The sequence below is a fragment of the Micromonospora sp. DT47 genome, from assembly GCF_049844475.1.
GTDB lineage: Bacteria > Actinomycetota > Actinomycetes > Mycobacteriales > Micromonosporaceae > Micromonospora.
Genome location: NZ_JBNCLC010000005.1, coordinates 38,439 through 56,668, shown reverse-complemented (window position 1 = coordinate 56,668; position 18,230 = coordinate 38,439). Strand labels below are relative to the sequence as shown.

The 18,230-nt window shown below is 73.4% G+C and carries 18 protein-coding genes; 13 read left to right on the top strand and 5 right to left on the bottom strand.

Annotation, left to right across the window (positions count from 1 at the left end; genetic code table 11):
• Positions 1 to 62: 62 nt before the first annotated feature.
• Positions 63 to 1,226, top strand: coding sequence for an FAD-dependent oxidoreductase (locus ACLQ2U_RS09535; RefSeq protein WP_425750207.1), 1,164 nt, complete (start codon positions 63 to 65; stop codon positions 1,224 to 1,226).
• Positions 1,227 to 1,235: 9 nt separating this feature from the next.
• Entirely contained in the window at positions 1,236 to 1,808 is a 573-nt protein-coding gene (locus tag ACLQ2U_RS09530; protein WP_425750206.1) for a VanZ family protein, read from the top strand.
• Here the strand turns inward: ACLQ2U_RS09530 and ACLQ2U_RS09525 are convergent.
• Positions 1,699 to 3,030, bottom strand: coding sequence for an MFS transporter (locus ACLQ2U_RS09525; RefSeq protein ID WP_425750205.1), 1,332 nt, complete (start codon positions 3,028 to 3,030; stop codon positions 1,699 to 1,701). The two genes, ACLQ2U_RS09530 and ACLQ2U_RS09525, sit on opposite strands and share 110 nt — an antisense overlap.
• A 134-nt stretch (positions 3,031 to 3,164) precedes the next feature.
• On the opposite strand from ACLQ2U_RS09525, the gene ACLQ2U_RS09520 reads away from it, so the two are divergent.
• The 5 genes from ACLQ2U_RS09520 to ACLQ2U_RS09500 all read left to right on the top strand — a co-directional run bounded on the left by ACLQ2U_RS09520 (position 3,165) and on the right by ACLQ2U_RS09500 (position 9,357).
• The gene (locus ACLQ2U_RS09520; RefSeq protein WP_425750204.1) at positions 3,165 to 3,791 is read left to right on the top strand and encodes a TetR/AcrR family transcriptional regulator; all 627 of its coding nucleotides are present in this window, start codon (positions 3,165 to 3,167) and stop codon (positions 3,789 to 3,791) included.
• 88 nt (positions 3,792 to 3,879) lie between these two features.
• Positions 3,880 to 5,217, top strand: coding sequence for an acetyl-CoA carboxylase biotin carboxylase subunit (locus ACLQ2U_RS09515; protein WP_425750203.1), 1,338 nt, complete (start codon positions 3,880 to 3,882; stop codon positions 5,215 to 5,217).
• 163 nt (positions 5,218 to 5,380) lie between these two features.
• On the top strand, positions 5,381 to 6,301 hold the full coding sequence (locus ACLQ2U_RS09510; protein WP_425750202.1) for a hydroxymethylglutaryl-CoA lyase: 921 nt from the start codon (positions 5,381 to 5,383) through the stop codon (positions 6,299 to 6,301).
• Positions 6,302 to 6,548: 247 nt separating this feature from the next.
• A complete protein-coding gene (locus ACLQ2U_RS09505) occupies positions 6,549 to 8,081 on the top strand; it encodes an acyl-CoA carboxylase subunit beta (protein WP_425750201.1) in 1,533 nt (510 codons plus the stop codon).
• A 121-nt stretch (positions 8,082 to 8,202) separates the two neighbouring features.
• On the top strand, positions 8,203 to 9,357 hold the full coding sequence (locus ACLQ2U_RS09500; protein ID WP_425750200.1) for an acyl-CoA dehydrogenase family protein: 1,155 nt from the start codon (positions 8,203 to 8,205) through the stop codon (positions 9,355 to 9,357).
• 228 nt (positions 9,358 to 9,585) lie between these two features.
• Here ACLQ2U_RS09500 and ACLQ2U_RS09495 read toward each other — a convergent pair whose 3' ends face one another.
• Positions 9,586 to 10,095 carry a MarR family winged helix-turn-helix transcriptional regulator gene (locus tag ACLQ2U_RS09495; RefSeq protein WP_425750199.1) on the bottom strand — a complete coding sequence of 170 codons (510 nt, stop codon included), beginning with the start codon at positions 10,093 to 10,095 and terminating at the stop codon, positions 9,586 to 9,588.
• Between the two features lie 100 nt (positions 10,096 to 10,195).
• Between ACLQ2U_RS09495 and ACLQ2U_RS09490 the strand changes: the two genes are divergently transcribed.
• Positions 10,196 to 10,777 (top strand): YceI family protein, encoded by a 582-nt coding sequence (locus ACLQ2U_RS09490; protein ID WP_425750198.1) that lies wholly within the window; start codon positions 10,196 to 10,198, stop codon positions 10,775 to 10,777.
• Between the two features lie 244 nt (positions 10,778 to 11,021).
• Complete coding sequence (locus tag ACLQ2U_RS09485; protein ID WP_425750197.1) at positions 11,022 to 12,500, top strand: glutamate--cysteine ligase; 1,479 nt, start codon at positions 11,022 to 11,024, stop codon at positions 12,498 to 12,500.
• A 92-nt stretch (positions 12,501 to 12,592) separates the two neighbouring features.
• On the opposite strand, the gene ACLQ2U_RS09480 is transcribed toward ACLQ2U_RS09485, so the two are convergent.
• The gene (locus ACLQ2U_RS09480) at positions 12,593 to 13,972 is read right to left on the bottom strand and encodes a hypothetical protein (RefSeq protein ID WP_425750196.1); all 1,380 of its coding nucleotides are present in this window, start codon (positions 13,970 to 13,972) and stop codon (positions 12,593 to 12,595) included.
• Between the two features lie 159 nt (positions 13,973 to 14,131).
• Between ACLQ2U_RS09480 and ACLQ2U_RS09475 the strand changes: the two genes are divergently transcribed.
• Together ACLQ2U_RS09475 and ACLQ2U_RS09470 are read left to right on the top strand one after the other, a co-directional pair.
• Positions 14,132 to 14,845, top strand: a complete 714-nt coding sequence (locus ACLQ2U_RS09475) for a PASTA domain-containing protein (RefSeq protein WP_425750195.1) — start codon at positions 14,132 to 14,134, stop codon at positions 14,843 to 14,845.
• 100 nt (positions 14,846 to 14,945) lie between these two features.
• Positions 14,946 to 15,614, top strand: coding sequence for a PASTA domain-containing protein (locus ACLQ2U_RS09470; RefSeq protein ID WP_425750194.1), 669 nt, complete (start codon positions 14,946 to 14,948; stop codon positions 15,612 to 15,614).
• Between the two features lie 9 nt (positions 15,615 to 15,623).
• Here the strand turns inward: ACLQ2U_RS09470 and ACLQ2U_RS09465 are convergent, their stop codons facing one another.
• Complete coding sequence (locus ACLQ2U_RS09465) at positions 15,624 to 16,121, bottom strand: hypothetical protein (protein ID WP_425750193.1); 498 nt, start codon at positions 16,119 to 16,121, stop codon at positions 15,624 to 15,626.
• A gap of 99 nt (positions 16,122 to 16,220) precedes the next feature.
• Positions 16,221 to 16,505 carry a hypothetical protein gene (locus ACLQ2U_RS09460; RefSeq protein WP_425750192.1) on the bottom strand — a complete coding sequence of 95 codons (285 nt, stop codon included), beginning with the start codon at positions 16,503 to 16,505 and terminating at the stop codon, positions 16,221 to 16,223.
• A 630-nt stretch (positions 16,506 to 17,135) separates the two neighbouring features.
• On the opposite strand from ACLQ2U_RS09460, the gene ACLQ2U_RS09455 reads away from it, so the two are divergent.
• Both ACLQ2U_RS09455 and ACLQ2U_RS09450 read left to right on the top strand, forming a co-directional pair.
• The gene (locus ACLQ2U_RS09455; protein WP_425750191.1) at positions 17,136 to 18,017 is read left to right on the top strand and encodes a helix-turn-helix domain-containing protein; all 882 of its coding nucleotides are present in this window, start codon (positions 17,136 to 17,138) and stop codon (positions 18,015 to 18,017) included.
• Positions 17,987 to 18,208, top strand: coding sequence for a DUF397 domain-containing protein (locus tag ACLQ2U_RS09450; protein WP_425750190.1), 222 nt, complete (start codon positions 17,987 to 17,989; stop codon positions 18,206 to 18,208). Before ACLQ2U_RS09455 ends, ACLQ2U_RS09450 begins: the two co-directional genes overlap by 31 nt.
• Positions 18,209 to 18,230: the final 22 nt, after the last annotated feature.

Sequence of the window (18,230 nt, the reverse complement as noted above, 5' to 3'; positions counted from 1 at the left end):
GATGCCGGCCTAACGTTGCCAACAAGTGTTGGCACACAGTTGTTGGCAACCGGAGGTGGGAGATGCTGCCCGAGCGCACCGACGTCCTGGTGGTGGGGGCCGGTCCGACCGGCCTGACCGTGGCGGCCGCCCTGGCCGGGCGCGGCGTCGACGTGACCGTGGTCGACCGGCAGGCACGCCCGCCGGTCACCTCCCGAGCCGCCGTCGTGCACGCGCACACCCTGGAGGTGCTGGACCGGATCGGGGTCGCCGCGCCGCTGGCCGAGCGAGGGCTGCACTCGGCGCGGTTCACCGTCCGGGACCGGGACCGGGTGCTGCTCCGGGTGCCCTTCGGCGGGCTGCCGTCCCGCTTCCCGTACGCGCTGCTGGTGTCCCAGGCGGTGACCGAGGCGGTGCTCGCCGACCGGCTGGCCGCGTTCGGCGGCCGGGTGCTCCGGCCGTACGCGATGACCGGCCTGGACCGCGATGGCGCCGGCGCGGTGGTCCGCTTCGCCGACGGCGCGGCGGTCCGCGCCCGCTTCGTGGTCGGGGCCGACGGCATGCGCAGCACGGTCCGTGAGCTGGCCGGCATCGGCTTCATCGGACCGGCGGGCGCCGGGGAGTCGTTCCTGCTCGCCGACGTCCGGGTACGCAGCGCGCTGCCGCGCGACGAGGTCTCGCTCTTCCTGGCCCGACCCGGGCCGCTGATCTGGGCGCCGCTGCCGGACGGCGTCGTCCGGCTGGTCGCCGCGGTGGCCGAGGCGCCGCGTGACCCGGGCGCCGCGCTGTTCCAGGCGCTGCTGGACGAGCGCGGACCCGCCCGCCGGCCGGACCGGGTGACGGAGGTGCTGTGGGGCTCGCGGTTCCGGATCCACCACCGGGTCGCCGACACCTTCCGCGCCGGGCCGGTGCTGCTCGCCGGCGACGCTGCGCACGTGCACAGCCCGGCCGGCGGGCAGGGGATGAACCTCGGCATCTGCGACGCGGTCGCGCTCGGAGACGCGCTCGCCGGCGTGCTCGCCGGCGGCCCCGACACGCTCCTCGACTCGTACGCCGCCGCGCGTCGCCCGCTCGCCGAGGAGGTGGCCGGCTTCTCCGACCGGTTGACCCGACTCGCCACCATGCCGCCGGCCGGCCAGCCCCTGCGCGACCTGCTGCTCCGGGCGGTCTCGGCCGTGCCGCCGATGCGGCGGCGGCTCGCGCTGAACCTCTCCGGACTCACCCACCGGGAGGCGATGCCCGGCTAGGCTGCGCCGATGGGTCAGGTCTGGCGGGACTGGGGTGGCGTCCTGCTCGCCACGGTGGCCGCGGTGCCGGTGACGGCGCTGGTCGTGGCCGTGCTGGCCCGGTGCCGGCGGGACGCGGCGACGCCCGCCGAGGCGTGGCGGCGCAGCGTCGCCGAGGTGGGTGCGGTGGCCGGCACCGTGCCCTGGGTCTGGATGATCCTCACCCCGCGCGCCGCGCCCGGCGAGGTCAAGCTGGTACCGCTGCGCGACCTCGCCGACCTGATCGCCGCCGGCCCCGCGTCGACCGTGCTGGTCCAGGTGGGCGGCAACCTGCTGGTCTTCGCCGCCCTCGGCCTGTTCGCCCCGGTACGCTTCGCCGCCCTGGCCGGCGTCGGCCGGCTCTTCCTGCTCGGCGCCGCCGCCTCGGCGCTGGTCGAGACCCTGCAGTACGCGCTGGACCTGGGCCGGGTCGCCTCGGTCGACGACGTGCTGCTCAACGCGACCGGTGCGGCCCTGGCCGGGCTGCTGTCCCGACCGTGGTGGGCCGGTCGGCGGTCGGTACCGGTGCCACCGGTCGCAGTACCCGCCACGCCGCCGCGGTGACCAGCCCGAAGACCACGGCCACCGCCCCCGCCACCGGGGCCACCCCGTACGCCGCGCCGGCCAGCCCGGCCAGCGCCGCGCCGACCGGCGCGGTGAGCAGGCCGACCATCCGCTGCGCCGCGCCCACCCGGCCGAGCAGCCCGGCCGGCACGTGCCGCTGCCCGTACGCCGCCCAGAGGCTGTTCCACACCGTGGTGCCGGCGGCGAAGACGGCCAGCGCCAGGCCGGCGGGGACCGGGTGGCGGACCAGCGCGAACCCGACCAGCGCGACGGTCTGCGCGGTCAGCACGGTGCGCAGCGCGGGCACGGTGCCGAGTCGACCGGCCAGCCGTCCGGCCCCCAGCGCCCCGCCGAGGCCACCCAGGACCGCAGCCGACATGAACAGGCCGTACCCGCCCGACGGCAGCCGCAGCACGTCGAGGGCGTAGAGCACCAGCACCGCCATCAGCCCGCTGATCGCCAGGTTCGTCCCCGCCGTCAGCACCGTGATCCGCCACAGGATCGTGTCGCCCCTGATCCATCGCACCCCCTCCCCGGCCTCCCGCCACACCGACCCCCGCCCCGTCCTCTCCGCGATCTTGCACTTGTGGCCCCCGACACGGGTTTTTCGTCCCGATTCGCCGGGGCGACAACTGCATGATCGCGGAGTCGGGACGGGGCGGAGGGTGAGGACGAGGAGAGCGGCGAGGGCGAAGGTGAGGGCGTCGATGGCGAACGGGAGGGGTGCCGAGAGCGTGAAGAGGAGGCCGGCCAGGGGCGCGCCGAGGAAGCCGCCGGCCACCGCCGCGCCTGCCTGGAGGCGGCCGTTGGCGGCGGGCAGGGCGGCCGGCGGGACCACGGCGGGGAGCAGGGCGAAGGAGGCGGCGTCGAAGAGGGCGCCGAACGCGGCGAGTAGGAACGCGGCCCCGACCAGCACCGCGACCCCGGCCCGGCCGGTCGCCACCACCACGGCCAGCGCGGCCACCACCACCGCCCGCAGGCCGTCCACCGCCGCCATCGTCCGGCGGCGGTCCCAGCGGTCCGCGTACACCCCGCCGAGCAGCCCGAACAGCAGCGGTGGCAACAGCCCGGCCACGGTCACCGCGGCGACCGCCCGGGGATCGCGGGTGAGCGTGGCGGCCAGCAGGGCCAGGGCCGGCGTACGGAGGGCGTCGCCGAACCGGGAGGAGACGGCGGCGGACCAGAGCAGCCGGTAGTCGCGGCCGAGTACGGGAGCGGTCATGCGACGGACCCTGCGGCCTGAACCGGGTGGAGGGTCAAACGGACGCCCGGTGAGGATCGCGGCCCCGCGCGGCGTGCGGCGACCGACCGGTAACCGAACCTCCACGGCGTGACCCCGCGGTCTAGGCTTGCCCGGTGGCGGTGGAACAGCAGGCGCGGGGCGGGGCGAGCGGGGCGGCAGGCGCGGGTCGGCGTCGGTCCCGGCGCGACGAGATCCTCGAGATCGCGGTCGGCCTCTTCGCCGCCCGGGGCTACCACGGCGTGTCGATGGACGACATCGGTGCCGCCGCCGGGGTGACCGGGCCGGCCCTCTACCACCACTTCGCCGGCAAGGAGGCGATGCTGGTCGCCGCGCTGATCCCGGTCAGCGAGGGGCTGCTCGACGGCGGCCGGGACCGGGCCGCCGGCCACCCGGACGACCCGCGCGGCGCGCTGGAGTCGCTGATCGACTTCCACGTCGACTTCGCGCTGGCCAATCCGGCGGTGATCGCGCTGCACCTGCACGAGCTGGACCGCCTCCCGGACGAGCCGCGCCGCCGGATCCGCAAGCTCCAGCGCCTCTACGTGGAGGAGTGGGTGACCGTGCTGACCGCGCTGCACCCCGGCCTGCCGGACGGGGAGGCCCGGGTGCTGGCCCACGCCGCGTTCGGCCTGATGAACTCGACCCCGTTCCTCGGCGGCGAGGTGGACCGGCGGCGCCGGGCCGCGCTGCTGCGCGGGGCGACTCTCGCCGCGCTGCTCGCTCCCACGGACCCGGCCTGACGCCGCCGCCCGACCGGGCGACTCGTGAGTAACCTGCGGCTCGTGGTTCCCTAGCACCCGTCCCCACCCCTGGACGCTGGGAGGAAACATGATCGAGTCGCTGCTGGTCGCCAACCGGGGCGAGATCGCCCGCCGGATCATCCGTACCGCCAAGCGGCTCGGCATCCGCGCGATCGCGGTGCACTCGGAGGCCGACGCCGGCCTGCCGTTCGTGACCGAGGCCGACGAGGCGGTCTGCGTCGGCCCGGCCAACCCGGCGCAGAGCTACCGGAACGTCGAGGCGATCCTCGCCGCGGCCAAGTCCACCGGGGCGCAGGCCATCCACCCCGGGTACGGCTTCCTGTCGGAGAATGCCGACTTCGCCCGTACCGTCGAGGCCAGCGGCCTGATCTGGGTGGGGCCCGGCGCGGACGCGATCACCGCGATGGGCGACAAGATCAATGCCCGGAACCTGATGGCGGCGGCCGGCGTCCCGGTCGCCCCCGGGACCACCGACCCGGCGGCCGACCTGGACGCGGCGGTCGTGGCCGCCGCGGAGATCGGCTACCCGGTGATGGTCAAGGCCGCGGCCGGTGGCGGCGGCATGGGCATGGGCGTGGCCACCGACGAGGCCGCGCTGCGCACCGAGTACGACAAGGTGCGCGCCTTCGCCGAGCGGATGTTCGGCGACGGATCGGTGCTGATCGAGCGGTACTTCCCCCGGGTACGCCACGTCGAGGTGCAGATCCTCGGCCTGGCCGACGGCCGGGTGGTGGCGCTGGGCGAGCGGGAGTGCTCGGTGCAGCGGCGCAACCAGAAGCTGGTCGAGGAGTCCCCGTCCCCGGCGGTCTCCCCGGAGCTGCGTGAGCGCTTCCTGGCGGCGGCGGTGCGCGCCGGCGAGGCGGTCGGCTACCGCAACGCGGGCACGGTGGAGTGCCTGCTCGACCCGGCGACGAACGAGTTCTTCTTCCTGGAGATGAACACCCGCCTCCAGGTTGAGCACCCGGTGACCGAGCTGGTCTACGGGGTGGACCTGGTCGAGGAGCAGCTGCGGGTGGCGGCCGGCCTGGCGCCGACCTTCGACCCGGACGCGCTCGCCCCGCGCGGGCACGCCATCGAGCTGCGGATCAACGCCGAGGACCCGAAGCGCTTCCTGCCCGGCCCTGGCGCGATCAAGACCTGGGTCGAGCCGACCGGTGAGGGCGTCCGGGTCGACTCCGGCTACGTCGCCGGCAACACGGTCACCCCGTTCTACGACAGCCTGATGGCCAAGCTCATCGTCTTCGGCGCGGACCGGTCGGAGGCGCTTGAGCGGGCGAAGGCGGCGGTCGCCTCCTTCGAGCTGACCGGCCCGAAGTGCAACCTCCCCTTCTTCGCCGAGCTGCTGGAGAACCAGGAGTTCCTCAGCGGCGACTACGACACCGGCATCGTCTCCCGCATGCGCTGACGATTACCCACCCGGGCCCGGCCTCGTCTGTTGATCCTGAGGGTGGCGGCGCGTTCTGCCGCATTTGTCGCCGCTAACCTCATGATCGACCGCACCGGAGCCGGCGGGTGGGATGCTGGGGGGACCCCAGCAACAGCATCACGTCACAGTGAGGTGACCCCTTATGACGGAACTGCCGGACTTCGTCTCCATTCGGGAGGTCGGGCCGCGGGACGGGCTGCAGAACGAGGAGCCGATCCCTACCGACGCCAAGGTGCGGCTGCTCGACGCGCTCTCCGGCACCGGCGTCAAGCGGATCGAGGCGGTCTCCTTCGTGCACCCGAAGGCGATCCCGCAGATGGCCGACGCCGACGAGGTGTGGCAGCGGGCGACGAAGGCCGAGGGCGTGCGCTACTCGGCGCTGGTGCCGAACACCCGGGGCGCGCAGCGGGCCCTGGCCGCCGGCTTCACCGAGATCGAGGTGGTGGTCTCGGCCAGCGACACGCACAACCGGCGCAACGTCAACCGCTCGACCGAGGAGTCCCTCGACGACATCGCCGAGCTGATCGACCTGCTGCACGGCGCGGGCGCCCGGGCCGAGGTGATCGTGGCGACCAGCTTCGGCTGCCCGTACGAGGGGGACGTCGACCCGCAGCGGGTGGCCGGCATCGTCGACCGGGTGGTCCGCGACGGCGCCGACCGGGTCGCCTTCGGCGACACCACCGGCATGGGTACGCCCCGCCGGGTCCGCGAGCTGGTCACCGCGGTCCGGGACCGCAACGCCCACGTGCCGGTGCTGCTGCACTTCCACAACACCCGGGGCACGGCGCTGGCGAACCTGCTGACCGCGCTGGAGCTGGGTGTCACCGAGTTCGACGCCAGCGTCGGCGGCCTCGGCGGCTGCCCGTACGCGCCGGGGGCGAGTGGCAACCTGGCCACCGAGGAGGCGGTGCACATGCTGCACGACATGGGCATCGACACCGGGATCGACCTGGACGCCCTGGTCGAGGCCGCCGAGCTGGCCGAGGAGCTGCTCGGCAAGAAGCTCCCCTCCGGCGTGCTCCGCGCCGGCCCCCGTACCCGCCTCACCCCGCTGCCCGCCTGACCCACCCCCACCGGCCCCGGCCGATCGACAGGGCGGGACGGGGTCGGTGGGTGAGGGTGCCTGGGCGTACGTACCCCGCCGCCCTCGCGGTGCTGGCGTGCTCGACGGTCTCACCGCTCCGGGAGAGGCGCCGCGGCCACGGGAAACGGCGGGTCGCCGAAGAGGAGGCCGATGCGCTACCCTAACGATCGTTCAGGTCAGTCGGTCCGCTCACGAGGCGGCCGGCTCAGGTGGCGAGGGAGTCGGCGTGACGCTCGAAGGTGAGGCACTGGAGCAGCTGCGCAAGCGCGCCCGGGCCGGCGGTGCGGACAAGTACCACGCGGCGAACGCCGCCAAGGGCAAGCTCTTCGCCCGGGAACGGGTCGCGCTCCTGGTCGACGAGGGCTCCTTCGTCGAGGACGGCCTCTACGCCAACACGATGGCCGACGGGCTCCCGGCCGACGGCGTGGTCACCGGCACCGCCACCATCGACGGCCGGCAGGTCTGCCTGATGGCCAACGACTCCACGGTCAAGGCCGGCAGCTGGGGTGCGCGCACCGTCGAGAAGATCATCCGGATCATCGAGCGGGCCTACTCGACCGGCGTGCCGATGGTCTACCTGGTCGACTCGGCCGGCGCCCGGATCACCGACCAGGTCGAGCTCTTCCCCGGCCGCCGCGGCGCCGGCAAGATCTTCTGGAACCAGGTCCGGGCCTCCGGCTCGATCCCGCAGGTCTGCGCGCTCTTCGGGCCGAGCGCGGCGGGCGGGGCCTACATCCCGGCGTTCTGCGACGTGGTCGCGATGGTCGACGGCAACGCCAGCATGTACCTCGGCTCGGACCGGATGGTCGAGATGGTCACCGGCGAGAAGACCACCCTCGAGGCGATGGGCGGGGCCAAGGTGCACTGCGCCGAGTCCGGCGTCGGGCACTTCCTCTGCAAGACCGAGGCCGACGCGCTCGACGTGGTGAAGCGCCACCTGTCGTACCTCCCGGCGAACTGGACCCAGGCGCCGCCGGCCGCCGAGGCCGTCGCCGCGCCGGAGAAGGCCGACCTCGCCGCGCTGGTTCCGGCCAGTGAGCGGCAGGCCTTCGACATGCGCCGGTACGTCAAGGGCCTGCTCGACGATGGCTCCTTCTTCGAGATCCAGGCGCTCTGGGCCAAGGAGCTGACCATCGGTTTCGGCCGGCTGAACGGCGAGGTCGTCGGCGTGGTCGGCAACAACTCGATGTTCAAGGGCGGGGTGCTGTTCGTCGACTCGGCCGACAAGGCGACCCGGTTCGTGCAGCTCTGCGACGCGTTCAACGTGCCGCTGCTCTTCCTCTCCGACGTGCCCGGCTTCATGGTCGGCAGCGCGGTGGAGAAGCAGGGCATCATCCGGCACGGCGCCAAGATGATCACCGCCATCTCCGAGGCGACGGTCCCGAAGATCTGCGTGGTGGTCCGCAAGGCGTACGGCGCCGGCCTGTACGCGATGGCCGGCCCCGGCTTCGAGCCGGACGCGACCATCGCGCTGCCCACCGCGAAGATCGCGGTGATGGGTGCCGAGGCCGCCGTCAACGCGGTCTACGCCAACAAGATCGCGGCGATCGCGGACGAGACCGAGCGGGCCGCCTTCGTCGCCGCGAAGCGCGAGGAGTACGAGCGCGACATCGACATCGTCCGGCTCGCCAGCGAGCTGGTGGTCGACGCGATCGTCGAGCCGCACGAGCTGCGCGACGAGCTGGTCCGCCGGTTCACCGCCGCCCGCGGCAAGGAACGGCACTTCTCCCGGCGCCGGCACGGCGTCACCCCGGTCTGACCCGTCGGCGGCGGCCCCGGTCGGGTGTCGCCGCACGAGGCCCCACCCGAGCTGATCCGCCCCGAGCACACCGTCCGGCGTCACGAGCGACCGGCGGCGCCGTCCATACCAGGAGGAACCCATGGACTTCCGGCTCACCGAGGAACAAGAGGCGCTGCGGTCCAGCGTCCGGGACTTCGCGCGCGAGGTGGTCGCCCCGGTCATCGCCGAGCACTACGAGAAGCACACCTTCCCGTACGAGGTCGTCCGGCAGATGGGCAAGATGGGCCTGTTCGGCCTGCCCTTCGGTGAGGAGCACGGCGGCATGGGCGGCGACTACTTCGCCCTCTGCCTGGCCTTGGAGGAGTTGGCCCGGGTCGACTCCAGCGTGGCGATCACCCTGGAGGCGGCGGTCTCCCTGGGTGCGATGCCGATCTACAGATTCGGTACTCCGGAGCAGCAGGCGCAGTGGCTGCCGAAGCTGCTCAGCGGCGAGGCCCTCGCCGGCTTCGGGCTGACCGAGCCCGGCTTCGGCTCCGACGCCGGCGGCGCCCAGACCCGGGCCGTACTGGACGAGACGACGAACGAGTGGGTGATCAACGGCTCGAAGGCGTTCATCACCAACTCCGGCACCGACATCACCGCGCTGGTGACGGTGACCGCGGTCACCGGAGTACGCGAGGACGGCTCCAAGGAACTGTCCACCATCATCGTCCCCTCCGGCACTCCCGGCTTCACGGTGGCGCCGGCGTACTCCAAGGTGGGCTGGAACGCCTCGGACACCCGCGAGCTGACCTTCGACGACTGCCGGGTGCCGGCGGCCAACCTGCTCGGCGAGCGCGGCCGGGGCTTCGCCCAGTTCCTGCGCATCCTCGACGAGGGCCGGATCGCCATCGCCGCGCTCGCCGTGGGCCTCGCCCAGGGCTGCGTCGACGAGTCCATCAAGTACGCGAAGGAGCGGCACGCCTTCGGCCAGCCGATCGGCAACTACCAGGCGATCCAGTTCAAGATCGCCGACATGGAGATGAAGGCGCACACCGCGCGGCTGGCCTACTACGACGCGGCCGCCCGGATGCTCGCCGGGGAGCCGTTCAAGCGGCAGGCGGCGATCGCGAAGCTGCACGCCAGCACCATCGCGGTGGACAACGCCCGCGAGGCGACCCAGATCCACGGCGGCTACGGCTTCATGAACGAGTACCCGGTGGCCCGCTTCTGGCGGGACTCCAAGATCCTGGAGATCGGCGAGGGCACCTCCGAGGTGCAGCGCATGATCATCGCCCGCGATCTGGGCATGTGACGTTGGGCGGGGTCCCGCCGTGCCGCCCGGCACGGCGGGACCCCGTCGGATATCCGCAGCCCTGCGTCGGCTGGGCGCCGTACCGCTGCCGAGCGTCGGATCCGGTCCGTGGCCTTCCTGCCCATGACTCCGGATCATGATCATCCGTCCCGCCCGGGTGGTCGTAAGCATTGGCGGGGTTGTCCCGGCGGGTGCGGCAGTTCTGCCGGTGGCCCGGCGGCGACCGGGTCAGGCCCTCGTCGCGGTGGCCTCCTCGACCCGCGCGGGGTCGGTGCTGCCGGCGGTCGCCCCCGGGTGGACGGCGTCCCGCACCCGGCGCAGCCCGTCCAGCATCGCGTCGCGGGCGGCCGGTTCGAGCTGACCGGTGAACCACTGCTCGATGATCCGCAGGTGCCCGGGCAGGGTCTCGTCCAGCCGCTGGAGCCCGGACGGGGTCACCACCGCGTACGAGCTGCGCCGGTCGGACGGGCAGGCCCGGCGGCGCAGCAACCCGTCGCGCTCCATCCGGTCCACCACCCGGGTCACTCCGCTGGTGGAGAGGGAGGTCTGCGCGGCCAGGTCGGTCATCCGCAGCTGGTTGCCCGGGGAGCGGGCGAGCCGCATCAGCACTTCGAACTCGACTCCGGATAAGCCGTGCTCCTCGAACTGGGCGGCGAACCGGGCCAAGAGCCCGGCGTGCACCTCGAAGAGCAGGCCGATGGCGGTGATCCGAGGGTCGTCGAACACGTTCTGGTCCACCGGGCCATCCTATCAGTTCTTGACACAGGGAATATTGCTGTGGCTATAGTTGCTCAGTCAGTCGTTGGGTTCCTAAACAATCTCCCTGGAGGGCAGTTCCATGACCAGCAGCACCGAGTCGGTTACCCGCGACTGGGAGGGCCTTACCATCCCGACCGCAGGCACCTACCTGCTGGACGCGGCGCACAAGCGGGTCGGCTTCGTCGCCCGGCACATGATGGTCAGCAAGGTGCGGGGTGAGTTCGCCGACGCGACCGCCACCATCACCGTCGCCGAGGACCCGATGCAGTCCTCGGTCACCGCCACCATCCAGGCGGCCAGCATCAACACCGCGCAGGCCGACCGTGACACCCACCTGCGCAGCCCCGAGTTCCTCGACGCGGAGACCTTCCCGACGCTGGAGTACCGCAGCACCGGGGTGAAGTCCCGCGAGGGCAACGAGCTCGTCCTGCTGGGCGAGCTGACCATCAAGGGCGTCACCCGCCCGGTCGAGCTGAAGGTCGAGTTCGAGGGCGTCGGCCGCAGCCCGTTCGGCCAGGACATCTTCGGTTTCTCCGCCAGCACCGAGATCGACCGGGAGGACTTCGGTCTGACCTGGAACGTGGCGCTGGAGACCGGCGGCGTGCTGGTCGGCAAGAAGATCAAGATCGAGATCGAGGGCGAGGCCGTCCGGCAGGCCTGATCCGCCGATCATCACTCCGTCGCGGCCCCTGCCTCCCTGAGCAGGGGCCGCGACGGCTTTCGGTGTGAATCGTCACTGATTGTTCCCCGGTCACCCGGGTGCGGGCCGCTGCCGTTGGGTAGAGATGCCCGGAGCGCCCACCGGTCGCGGCTCTGGCCCTGGCGAGGTGGGCGCTCTTAAGTTGGTGGTTCACCACGCGCGGCGGGACGGCACGGTCCCGCAGCGCCTCGCGCCGGGAGGGCACATGGGCAGGGACGTCGAGCAGGGCGCCTTCTCCCGGGAGGACCGGGTCCGCTACCGGCAGAAGGTCCGGCGATGCCTGGACGTCTTCGCGCTGATGCTGGACGACTTCGGCTTCGACGCCGACCGGCCGATGACCGGGCTGGAGATCGAACTCAACCTGATGGACCCGGCCGCCGAGCCGGCGATGCGCAACGACCAGATCCTCGCCGACATCGCCGACCCGCTCTTCCAGACCGAGCTGGGTCAGTTCAACCTCGAGCTGAACGCCGAGCCCCGGCTCATCGAAGGCACCGGCTTCGCCGACTACGAGCGTGACCTGCGCAGCAGCCTGACCCGCGCAGACGAGCGGGCGGCCAAGTCCGACGCCCGGATCGTCCTGATCGGCATCCTGCCCACGCTCACCGAGCGCCACCTGGTGGCGGACAACCTCTCCACCAACGAGCGCTACCGGGTGCTCAACGACCAGATCGTCGGCGCCCGGGGCGAGGACATCGAACTCGACATCCGGGGCGTCGAGCGGCTCCAGACGCACACCGACTCGATCGCCCCCGAGGCCGCCTGCACCAGCCTCCAGTTCCACCTCCAGGTGGCGCCGGACAGCTTCGCCGACTACTGGAACGCCTCCCAGGCCATCGCCGGGGTCCAGGTGGCGATCGGCGCCAACTCCCCGTTCCTGTACGGCCGCCAGCTCTGGGCGGAGACCCGGATCGCGCTGTTCGAGCAGGCCACCGACACCCGCCCCGATGAGCTCAAGGCCCAGGGGGTACGCCCCCGGGTGTGGTTCGGCGAACGCTGGATCACCTCGATCTTCGACCTGTTCGAGGAGAACGTCCGCTACTTCCCGCCGCTGCTGCCGATCTGCGAGGACGAGGACCCGGTCGAGGTGCTGCACTCCGGCGGCGTGCCGGAGCTGAGCGAACTGCGGCTGCACAACGGGACGGTCTACCGTTGGAACCGGCCGATCTACGACATCATGAACGGCCGCCCGCACCTGCGGGTGGAGAACCGGGTGCTGCCGGCCGGCCCGACCGTGGTCGACATGCTCGCCAACGCCGCCTTCTACTTCGGGCTCGCGCGCGGGCTGGCCGAATCGGACCGGCCGATCTGGAGCCAGCTGACCTTCAGCTCGGCGGAGGAGAACTTCCACGCCGCCGCCCGGCGCGGCATGGACGCCGTCCTGCACTGGCCCCGGCTCGGCGACGTGCCGGTGACCAAGCTGGTCCTCGACACGCTGCTGCCGAAGGCGGCCGCCGGGTTGGACCGGTTCGGCGTGGCGCCGGCCGAGCGGGACCGGCTGCTCGGCATCATCGAGCAGCGCTGCCGTACCGGGCGCAACGGCGCGGTCTGGCAGACCGAGGCCGTCTGGGCGGCCGAGCGGCACCGGGGCATGGACCGGGACGCGGCCCTGCACCACATGGCCAGCCGCTACGCCGAGCTGCAGCGCAGCAACGAGCCCGTGCACACCTGGCCGGTCGACTGACCGCCGGGCCCACGGCCCCGCCGACTCGGTGCGGGGGTACGCCCGACGGCGGCGGTCGATCCCGGACCGGCGGGCCGGCCAGCCGGAAACGGTCAGCGGCCGCGGCGTCCCGGGCGGGCCTTCGGACCGGTGGTGGGAGCGGTCAGCTCCCCGGTCGTCGGCGACCCGGCGTCGTCCGCCGGGGCCCCGGACGCCGCCGGGTCGAGCGACGGGTCCCCGGCCGGGTCGAGGGAGAGGCTCCCGGTCGTCGCCGGATCGGAGGTCGCCGGGGCGGCCGAGGTCGTCCGGCCACGCCGGGCCGGTCGCGCCCGACCGGTGGCCCCCGATCCCGGAGCGGTCGCCCCAGGTGAGCCCGCCCCCGGCTCGGCGACGGCCACCGCTGGAGTGGCACCGGCGGTCGGGTCGACCCTCGCTCCCCGGCTCGTCGCCGCCGCGGTGTCCGTCCGTCCGGCGGCCGCCCCGCCGCTGCCCGTGTCGGGACGCCGCGTCCTGCGCTCCGGAGCGGGAACCGAGGGATCGTCGAACGTCGCCCGGTCGTCCAGCTCGCCGGTCCTGGGCCGGGGCACCACCACCGCGTCGGGGGTGGCCCGGCGCCGTTCGGCGCGCTGGGCGAGCGCGGCCACCAGCACCGAGCCGGCCGCGCCGACGATCACCGCGTACGGCGCGACGAGGTGGGCGGAGACCTGCTCCGGGGCGATCGTCGCCAGCCGGGGTACGGCGAGGAAGTAGGCGATCGCGACCAGCAGCGGGCCGGCCGCCCCGGACACCGCCGCGCCCAACCGCAGCTGCGGCGACCCGGCGGTACGCCGCGCGGCCAGCGCGCCGATCACCAGCGCGGAACCGGTCGCGAGGAGCGCCCCAGGCCAGTAGAGGTAGTCGCGGATCCAGTACCGGGCGCTGTCGTCGCTGATCTGCCAGATGCCGAGCTGGGCGCTGGTCAGCCCGCGGCCGGCGAGCACTCCGTCCACCACCGAGACGACGGCGAGCAGCCAGAGCAAGCCGATGGTGGCGATCACGTTGTTCGCGGCGGCCCGCGAGTGCAGCGCCCAGACCGCCGTCACCAGGCCGACCAGGACGCCGATGCCGGCGTAACCGGCGGCGAGGTTCTGCGGGGAGAAGCTGCCCGGCACAGTGGCCGACCGGGCCGGGACGGCGACCAGCAGTACGGTGATCAGCGCGCCGGCCGCCGCCGCCACGGCGAGTGTCACCCGGTGCAGGGCGCCACCTGGTTCGGCGTCCGCGCCGCGCTCGTGCAGCCGTTGCGCGCAGACCGCGCCGGCGACGGTGGAGACGGCGGCGATCCAGGTCGCCCAGGCGAGGCTCGCGAACCAGGTGGCCTCGGTGGTGCCGGCGCCCGCCGGCGCCCAGTTGATGATGCCCAGGCCGTAGCCGATGCCCAGTTGTGCCGCGCCCATGCCGGCAGCGACGCCGATCGCGGTGGCGACCGATCCTCCCCAGCTCCGTCCAGCCATGCCGGGGAGCGTAGCGTTCCCCGGTCGGTGCGGCGAGCCGTGCGACGGCGGTACCACGGTCGGTGACGGGTGCGCGGCGACCGGTGTCCGGCGGTGTCCGGTACGGGCGGCGGCGGTGGGAGGTGGCGGGCTCGCGGTCGCTGGCGGGCGGTGTGGGCGGTGGGCGGTACCGTCGCCGGTGACGAGGCGGGGAGCGCGATGACGGACGGGTACAACGAGCAGGACGGCCCGTGGCGTGGGCGGCCGGGTCGGGCGACCCTGCTGCTCGGCGGCGGGCTGGCGGTCGTCCTCCTGGCCGCCGCCGGGGCGACGGCCGGCTGGGTGCTGGCCGACCCGGGCGAGCGGTCGACCGGTACGCCGGCCGCCACGCCGTCGGAGGTGACCAGCCCGGTCGAGGAGCCCTCCACCGACCGGCCGACGTCCGGCGGGACGACCACTCCGCCCGCGCCGCGTACCGAGGACGGTGGATTGACCGTGCCGGCCCTTGTGAGCACGGACTTCGAGGCGGCGCGCGAGGAGCTGCACGACCGCAAGCTCGGTTGGCGGCTGGTCTTCGGCACCGGGACGGGCCGGGACGTGGCTCGGACGGAACCCGCCGCGGGCACCCCGGTACGCCGGGGAACGACCGTCCAGGTGTACGTCACCGGTCGGGCGCCCGAGGTCACCGTGCCCGACCTGGTCGGTGAGGAGTGCGACGAGGTCGCCGAGGAGCTCGGCGAGAAGGGCCTGTACCCGCGCTACCGGACGGGGCGGCGCGGCACGGTCACCGCCCAGGAGCCGGCGGCCGACGCGACGGCGCACTGGAACGACCAGGTGGCGCTGATCTGCGGTGCCGGGGAGCCCGTCCCCACCGACGCGTCCGCGACGCCGTGACGGGCGGGTCGCCGCGCTGATCCCGGCGCCCGGTGCGCCCGACCGCTACCTTGGACGATCGAGGGCCGTGCCGGCCGCGCCCGTGCGGAGAGGACGTGCGATGAGCGACGACCGCCAGGAGCCGCCCGCCGACGACGCGACCCGGCCGCTGCCGCCGCCGGAGGACGCGGCGACCCGTCAGGGGCCGGCCGGCCCGCCGGTGTGGTCCGGGCGAGCCGGGGTGCCGCCGCCCCGGCCGGCCGACTACCGCGAACCGGCTGAGTGGTACGGCGAGGACCAGCGTGGTCGCCGCTGGTGGATGCCGATCCTGCTGGGCATCCTCGCGCTGCTCCTGCTCGCCGTGCTGGGGACGGGCATCTGGCTGGTAGTCCGGGCGGCCGAGGACACCGGGCCCGAGCCGACGTCGCCGACGCCGCTGCCCACCAGCGCGCCGGTCACCACCGCCGCGCCGACGACCACCGCCCCGACCACCGAGCCGCCGAGCACGCCGCCGACCACCGCGGGAGCCCGGATCCCGATGCCGCCCCTGGTCGGGCTGTCGAGGACGAGGGCGCAGGCGGTGCTGGACCGGTTCGGGCTGTCGTACCGGGTGGTGACCCGGTCGTCGGACCAGGCGCCGGGGACCGTGATCGGGACCGAGCCGGACGCCGGTGAGCTGGTCCGGCCCGACGAGGAGGTGACGCTGGTGGTCGCCGCCGCGGCGTCGCCGTCCCCGTCGACGACCAGCGAGGCCGCGCCATCGACGCCCGAGCCCACCGTCACCCGGTGACGGGCCGGGTCACCACATCCGGCGTCTGGTGCCGACCAGTCCCAGGCCGGCCAGCGAGATGGCCAGGCCGAGCAGGCCGGAGTAGAAGAGCGACTGGCTGAGGCTCTGCTGGTCCGAGGTGGTCCGCGCGGGCCCGGCCTCCACCGCTGCGGCGTCGCCGCCACCGCTACCCGGATCCCGGCCGGTCGCGCCGGCATCCTCCTGATCCGCCCCCACGGCCCGGTCACCGCCGACTCCGGCGTCGTGCCGGAGACCGCCGCGGTCCGGCGCGTTCCAGTCGGGGATCCCGGCGTCGCTCACGGGGTCGTCGGGAGGCGCGGTGTCCTCCTCGACCACGGTGATCTCGGGCGCCGGGACCGGTTCGGCGAGCCGGGTCGCCGACTCGGCCGGGTACCGCACCACCACCACGAGCATGGTGGCGGCGCCGACCAGCGCGAGCAGCCCGAAGGCGTAACCGATACGGGACCTGTGGTGCCGCCGCGCGGCGGGCATATTGACCATGGCCATCCCAGGTTCAGGGTCCGGGACGCGCGGGGTGGTGACGTTCGCCGGGGTGGGCGTACCCATTCTATGGCGACGGCACGCCCCCGACTGGCAATCGCGGGCTCAGCCCACCGGGACCGGGCTCCGGTCGATCGGCCGCCGCGCCCGTACGGTGTGCTGGTGCGGCGCGGGCGCGGTCCGCAGCTGCCGGAGTCCGGCCTGCTGTACGAAGATCGACCGCCGGTTGACCGCGTCCCCCGCCGCGTTCAACTCGTAGCCGTCGAGCCAGAGCCAGCCGTCGTAGGTCGGCCAGTCGAGCACCCGGATCACCCGGAAGGTGACCGGTCTGAGGAACTGGACACTCGCCGCGCGAGTCACGTGCAGTACGTCACCGGAGCGGGGAAGCACATGGGCTCCTGGGTGGGAATGGCCGGCGGACGCGCCGACCGGGGTTGATCGGGGAAGCTTCTGCCGGTCCGGTGAGGGGGTCGTGCCTCGTGGACCGGTGGTTCGTTGGCGGTGGTCGGGCCGTACCCGCTGGTGGCGGACCGCCACCCGACCATCACCCGGCGCTCCCGGGTACCGCTCCCGCCGCCGCAGCCGTCGGGCGTGCAGCGGCGGGGTCATCAACCCGGGGCAGGTCTCGTCGTCGCAGTTCGGCGCGGGTGCCTCACCGGTCGTCCGATCCGGGTGGGGTCGCCACGCCGGGGAAGCGTTCGGAGACGGTGGGTAACCCGAGCCATACGGACAGAGTGCATCAGCGTCGTGCTTGATGCAAGTTGCACGTCGACTTTTGCCGATACGCGAGCGCGACACGGAATCGAGAAGCTTGATGCCGCCGACCCCGGGGCGGCACACTGGACGCCGGTTTCGCCCGACGCGGCCGGTCGACGACCGGCACCACCCCTGCCGCGAACGATCGCCCGCCGTTCGTCGGTCGCGCCCTCGGCGGGTGTCGACGCAGGCGCGAGCGACCGGAGGTAACCGGGTGAGCGCGAGGAACGGGCCTTCGCTGGCAGTGGCCCGCGGGGTGGGGCCGTGAGCGAACGACGCAGCCCCACCATCCGGCGCCGTCGGCTGGGCGCGGAACTCCGTCGGCAGCGGGAAACGGCGGGGATCACCATCGAGGCGGTCGCCGAGCAGTTGGAGTGCTCCGCCTCCAAGATCTCCCGCATCGAGACCGGCCACACCTCGGCCACCCCGCGCGACGTCCGGGACATGCTGCGGATCTACGGCGTGGTGGGGGTCGAGAGCGACGAGCTGGTGCAGATCGCCCGCGAGGCCCGGCAGAAGGGGTGGTGGCACCCCTACAGCACCGTGCTGGTCGGGGCGTACGTCGGGCTGGAGGCGGCCGCCAGTTCGATCCGCGCGTACGAGCAGCAGGTGGTCCCCGGCCTGCTGGAGACCGAGGAGTACGCCGGAGCCATGATCCGGGCGGCCCGCCCGGACTTCACCGTCGACCAGGTGCAGCAGCGGGTGCGTGTCCGTCTGGGCCGTCAGTCGTTGTTGACCCAGGATGATCCGGTCGATCTGTGGGTGGTGCTCGATGAGGCGGTGCTGAGCCGGCCGGTGGGCGGCGACGCGGTGATGCGTGGCCAGCTCAAGCGGCTGGTGGAGGTGGCGGAGCTGCCGAACGTGACGCTCCAGGTCCTGCCTTTCGAGGTGGGGGCGCACGCCGGCATGGACGGCACGTTCACCATCCTCAGCTTCCCCGAACCGAGTGATCCCGATGTCGTGTACGCGGAGAACGCCACGGGTGGGCTCTTCCTCGAGAAGAGTGACGAACTGCAGAAGTACAGCTTCATCTTCGATCACATTCGAGCCGCGGCTATACGCCCGGAGGAGTCCATCGCTCACATCGCAAAACTGGCAGAGGAGCCGTTGTGGAAATGGCGACCAAGAGGTTCCCCGTGGACCTGAGGCATGCGACCTGGTTCAAGAGCTCGAAGAGCGGGCCGAACTGCGACAACTGCGTCGAGGTGGCGTACGTGACCGGGGCGGTCGGGGTCCGGGACTCGAAGGACAGGACAGGTCCCGCCCTGGTCTTCGCCCCGGGGGGTTGGCACGCCTTCGTCGCCAGCGCCCGGAACGGCGCCTTCGTCCAGCACTGACCGACGCAGCGTGGCGTTGATC

Bases quoted from the DNA above. Each gene is read 5' to 3' on its own strand.
- ACLQ2U_RS09535 (WP_425750207.1), top strand. From the start codon at position 63: ATGCTGCCCGAGCGCACCGACGTCCTGGTGGTGGGGGCCGGTCCGACC.
- ACLQ2U_RS09470 (WP_425750194.1), top strand. From the start codon at position 14,946: ATGAGCGACGACCGCCAGGAGCCGCCCGCCGACGACGCGACCCGGCCG.
- ACLQ2U_RS09515 (WP_425750203.1), top strand. From the start codon at position 3,880: ATGATCGAGTCGCTGCTGGTCGCCAACCGGGGCGAGATCGCCCGCCGG.
- ACLQ2U_RS09465 (WP_425750193.1), bottom strand. From the start codon at position 16,121: ATGGCCATGGTCAATATGCCCGCCGCGCGGCGGCACCACAGGTCCCGT.
- ACLQ2U_RS09490 (WP_425750198.1), top strand. From the start codon at position 10,196: ATGACCAGCAGCACCGAGTCGGTTACCCGCGACTGGGAGGGCCTTACC.
- ACLQ2U_RS09500 (WP_425750200.1), top strand. From the start codon at position 8,203: ATGGACTTCCGGCTCACCGAGGAACAAGAGGCGCTGCGGTCCAGCGTC.
- ACLQ2U_RS09510 (WP_425750202.1), top strand. From the start codon at position 5,381: ATGACGGAACTGCCGGACTTCGTCTCCATTCGGGAGGTCGGGCCGCGG.
- ACLQ2U_RS09485 (WP_425750197.1), top strand. From the start codon at position 11,022: ATGGGCAGGGACGTCGAGCAGGGCGCCTTCTCCCGGGAGGACCGGGTC.
- ACLQ2U_RS09450 (WP_425750190.1), top strand. From the start codon at position 17,987: ATGGCGACCAAGAGGTTCCCCGTGGACCTGAGGCATGCGACCTGGTTC.
- ACLQ2U_RS09525 (WP_425750205.1), bottom strand. From the start codon at position 3,030: ATGACCGCTCCCGTACTCGGCCGCGACTACCGGCTGCTCTGGTCCGCC.
- ACLQ2U_RS09480 (WP_425750196.1), bottom strand. From the start codon at position 13,972: ATGGCTGGACGGAGCTGGGGAGGATCGGTCGCCACCGCGATCGGCGTC.
- ACLQ2U_RS09530 (WP_425750206.1), top strand. From the start codon at position 1,236: ATGGGTCAGGTCTGGCGGGACTGGGGTGGCGTCCTGCTCGCCACGGTG.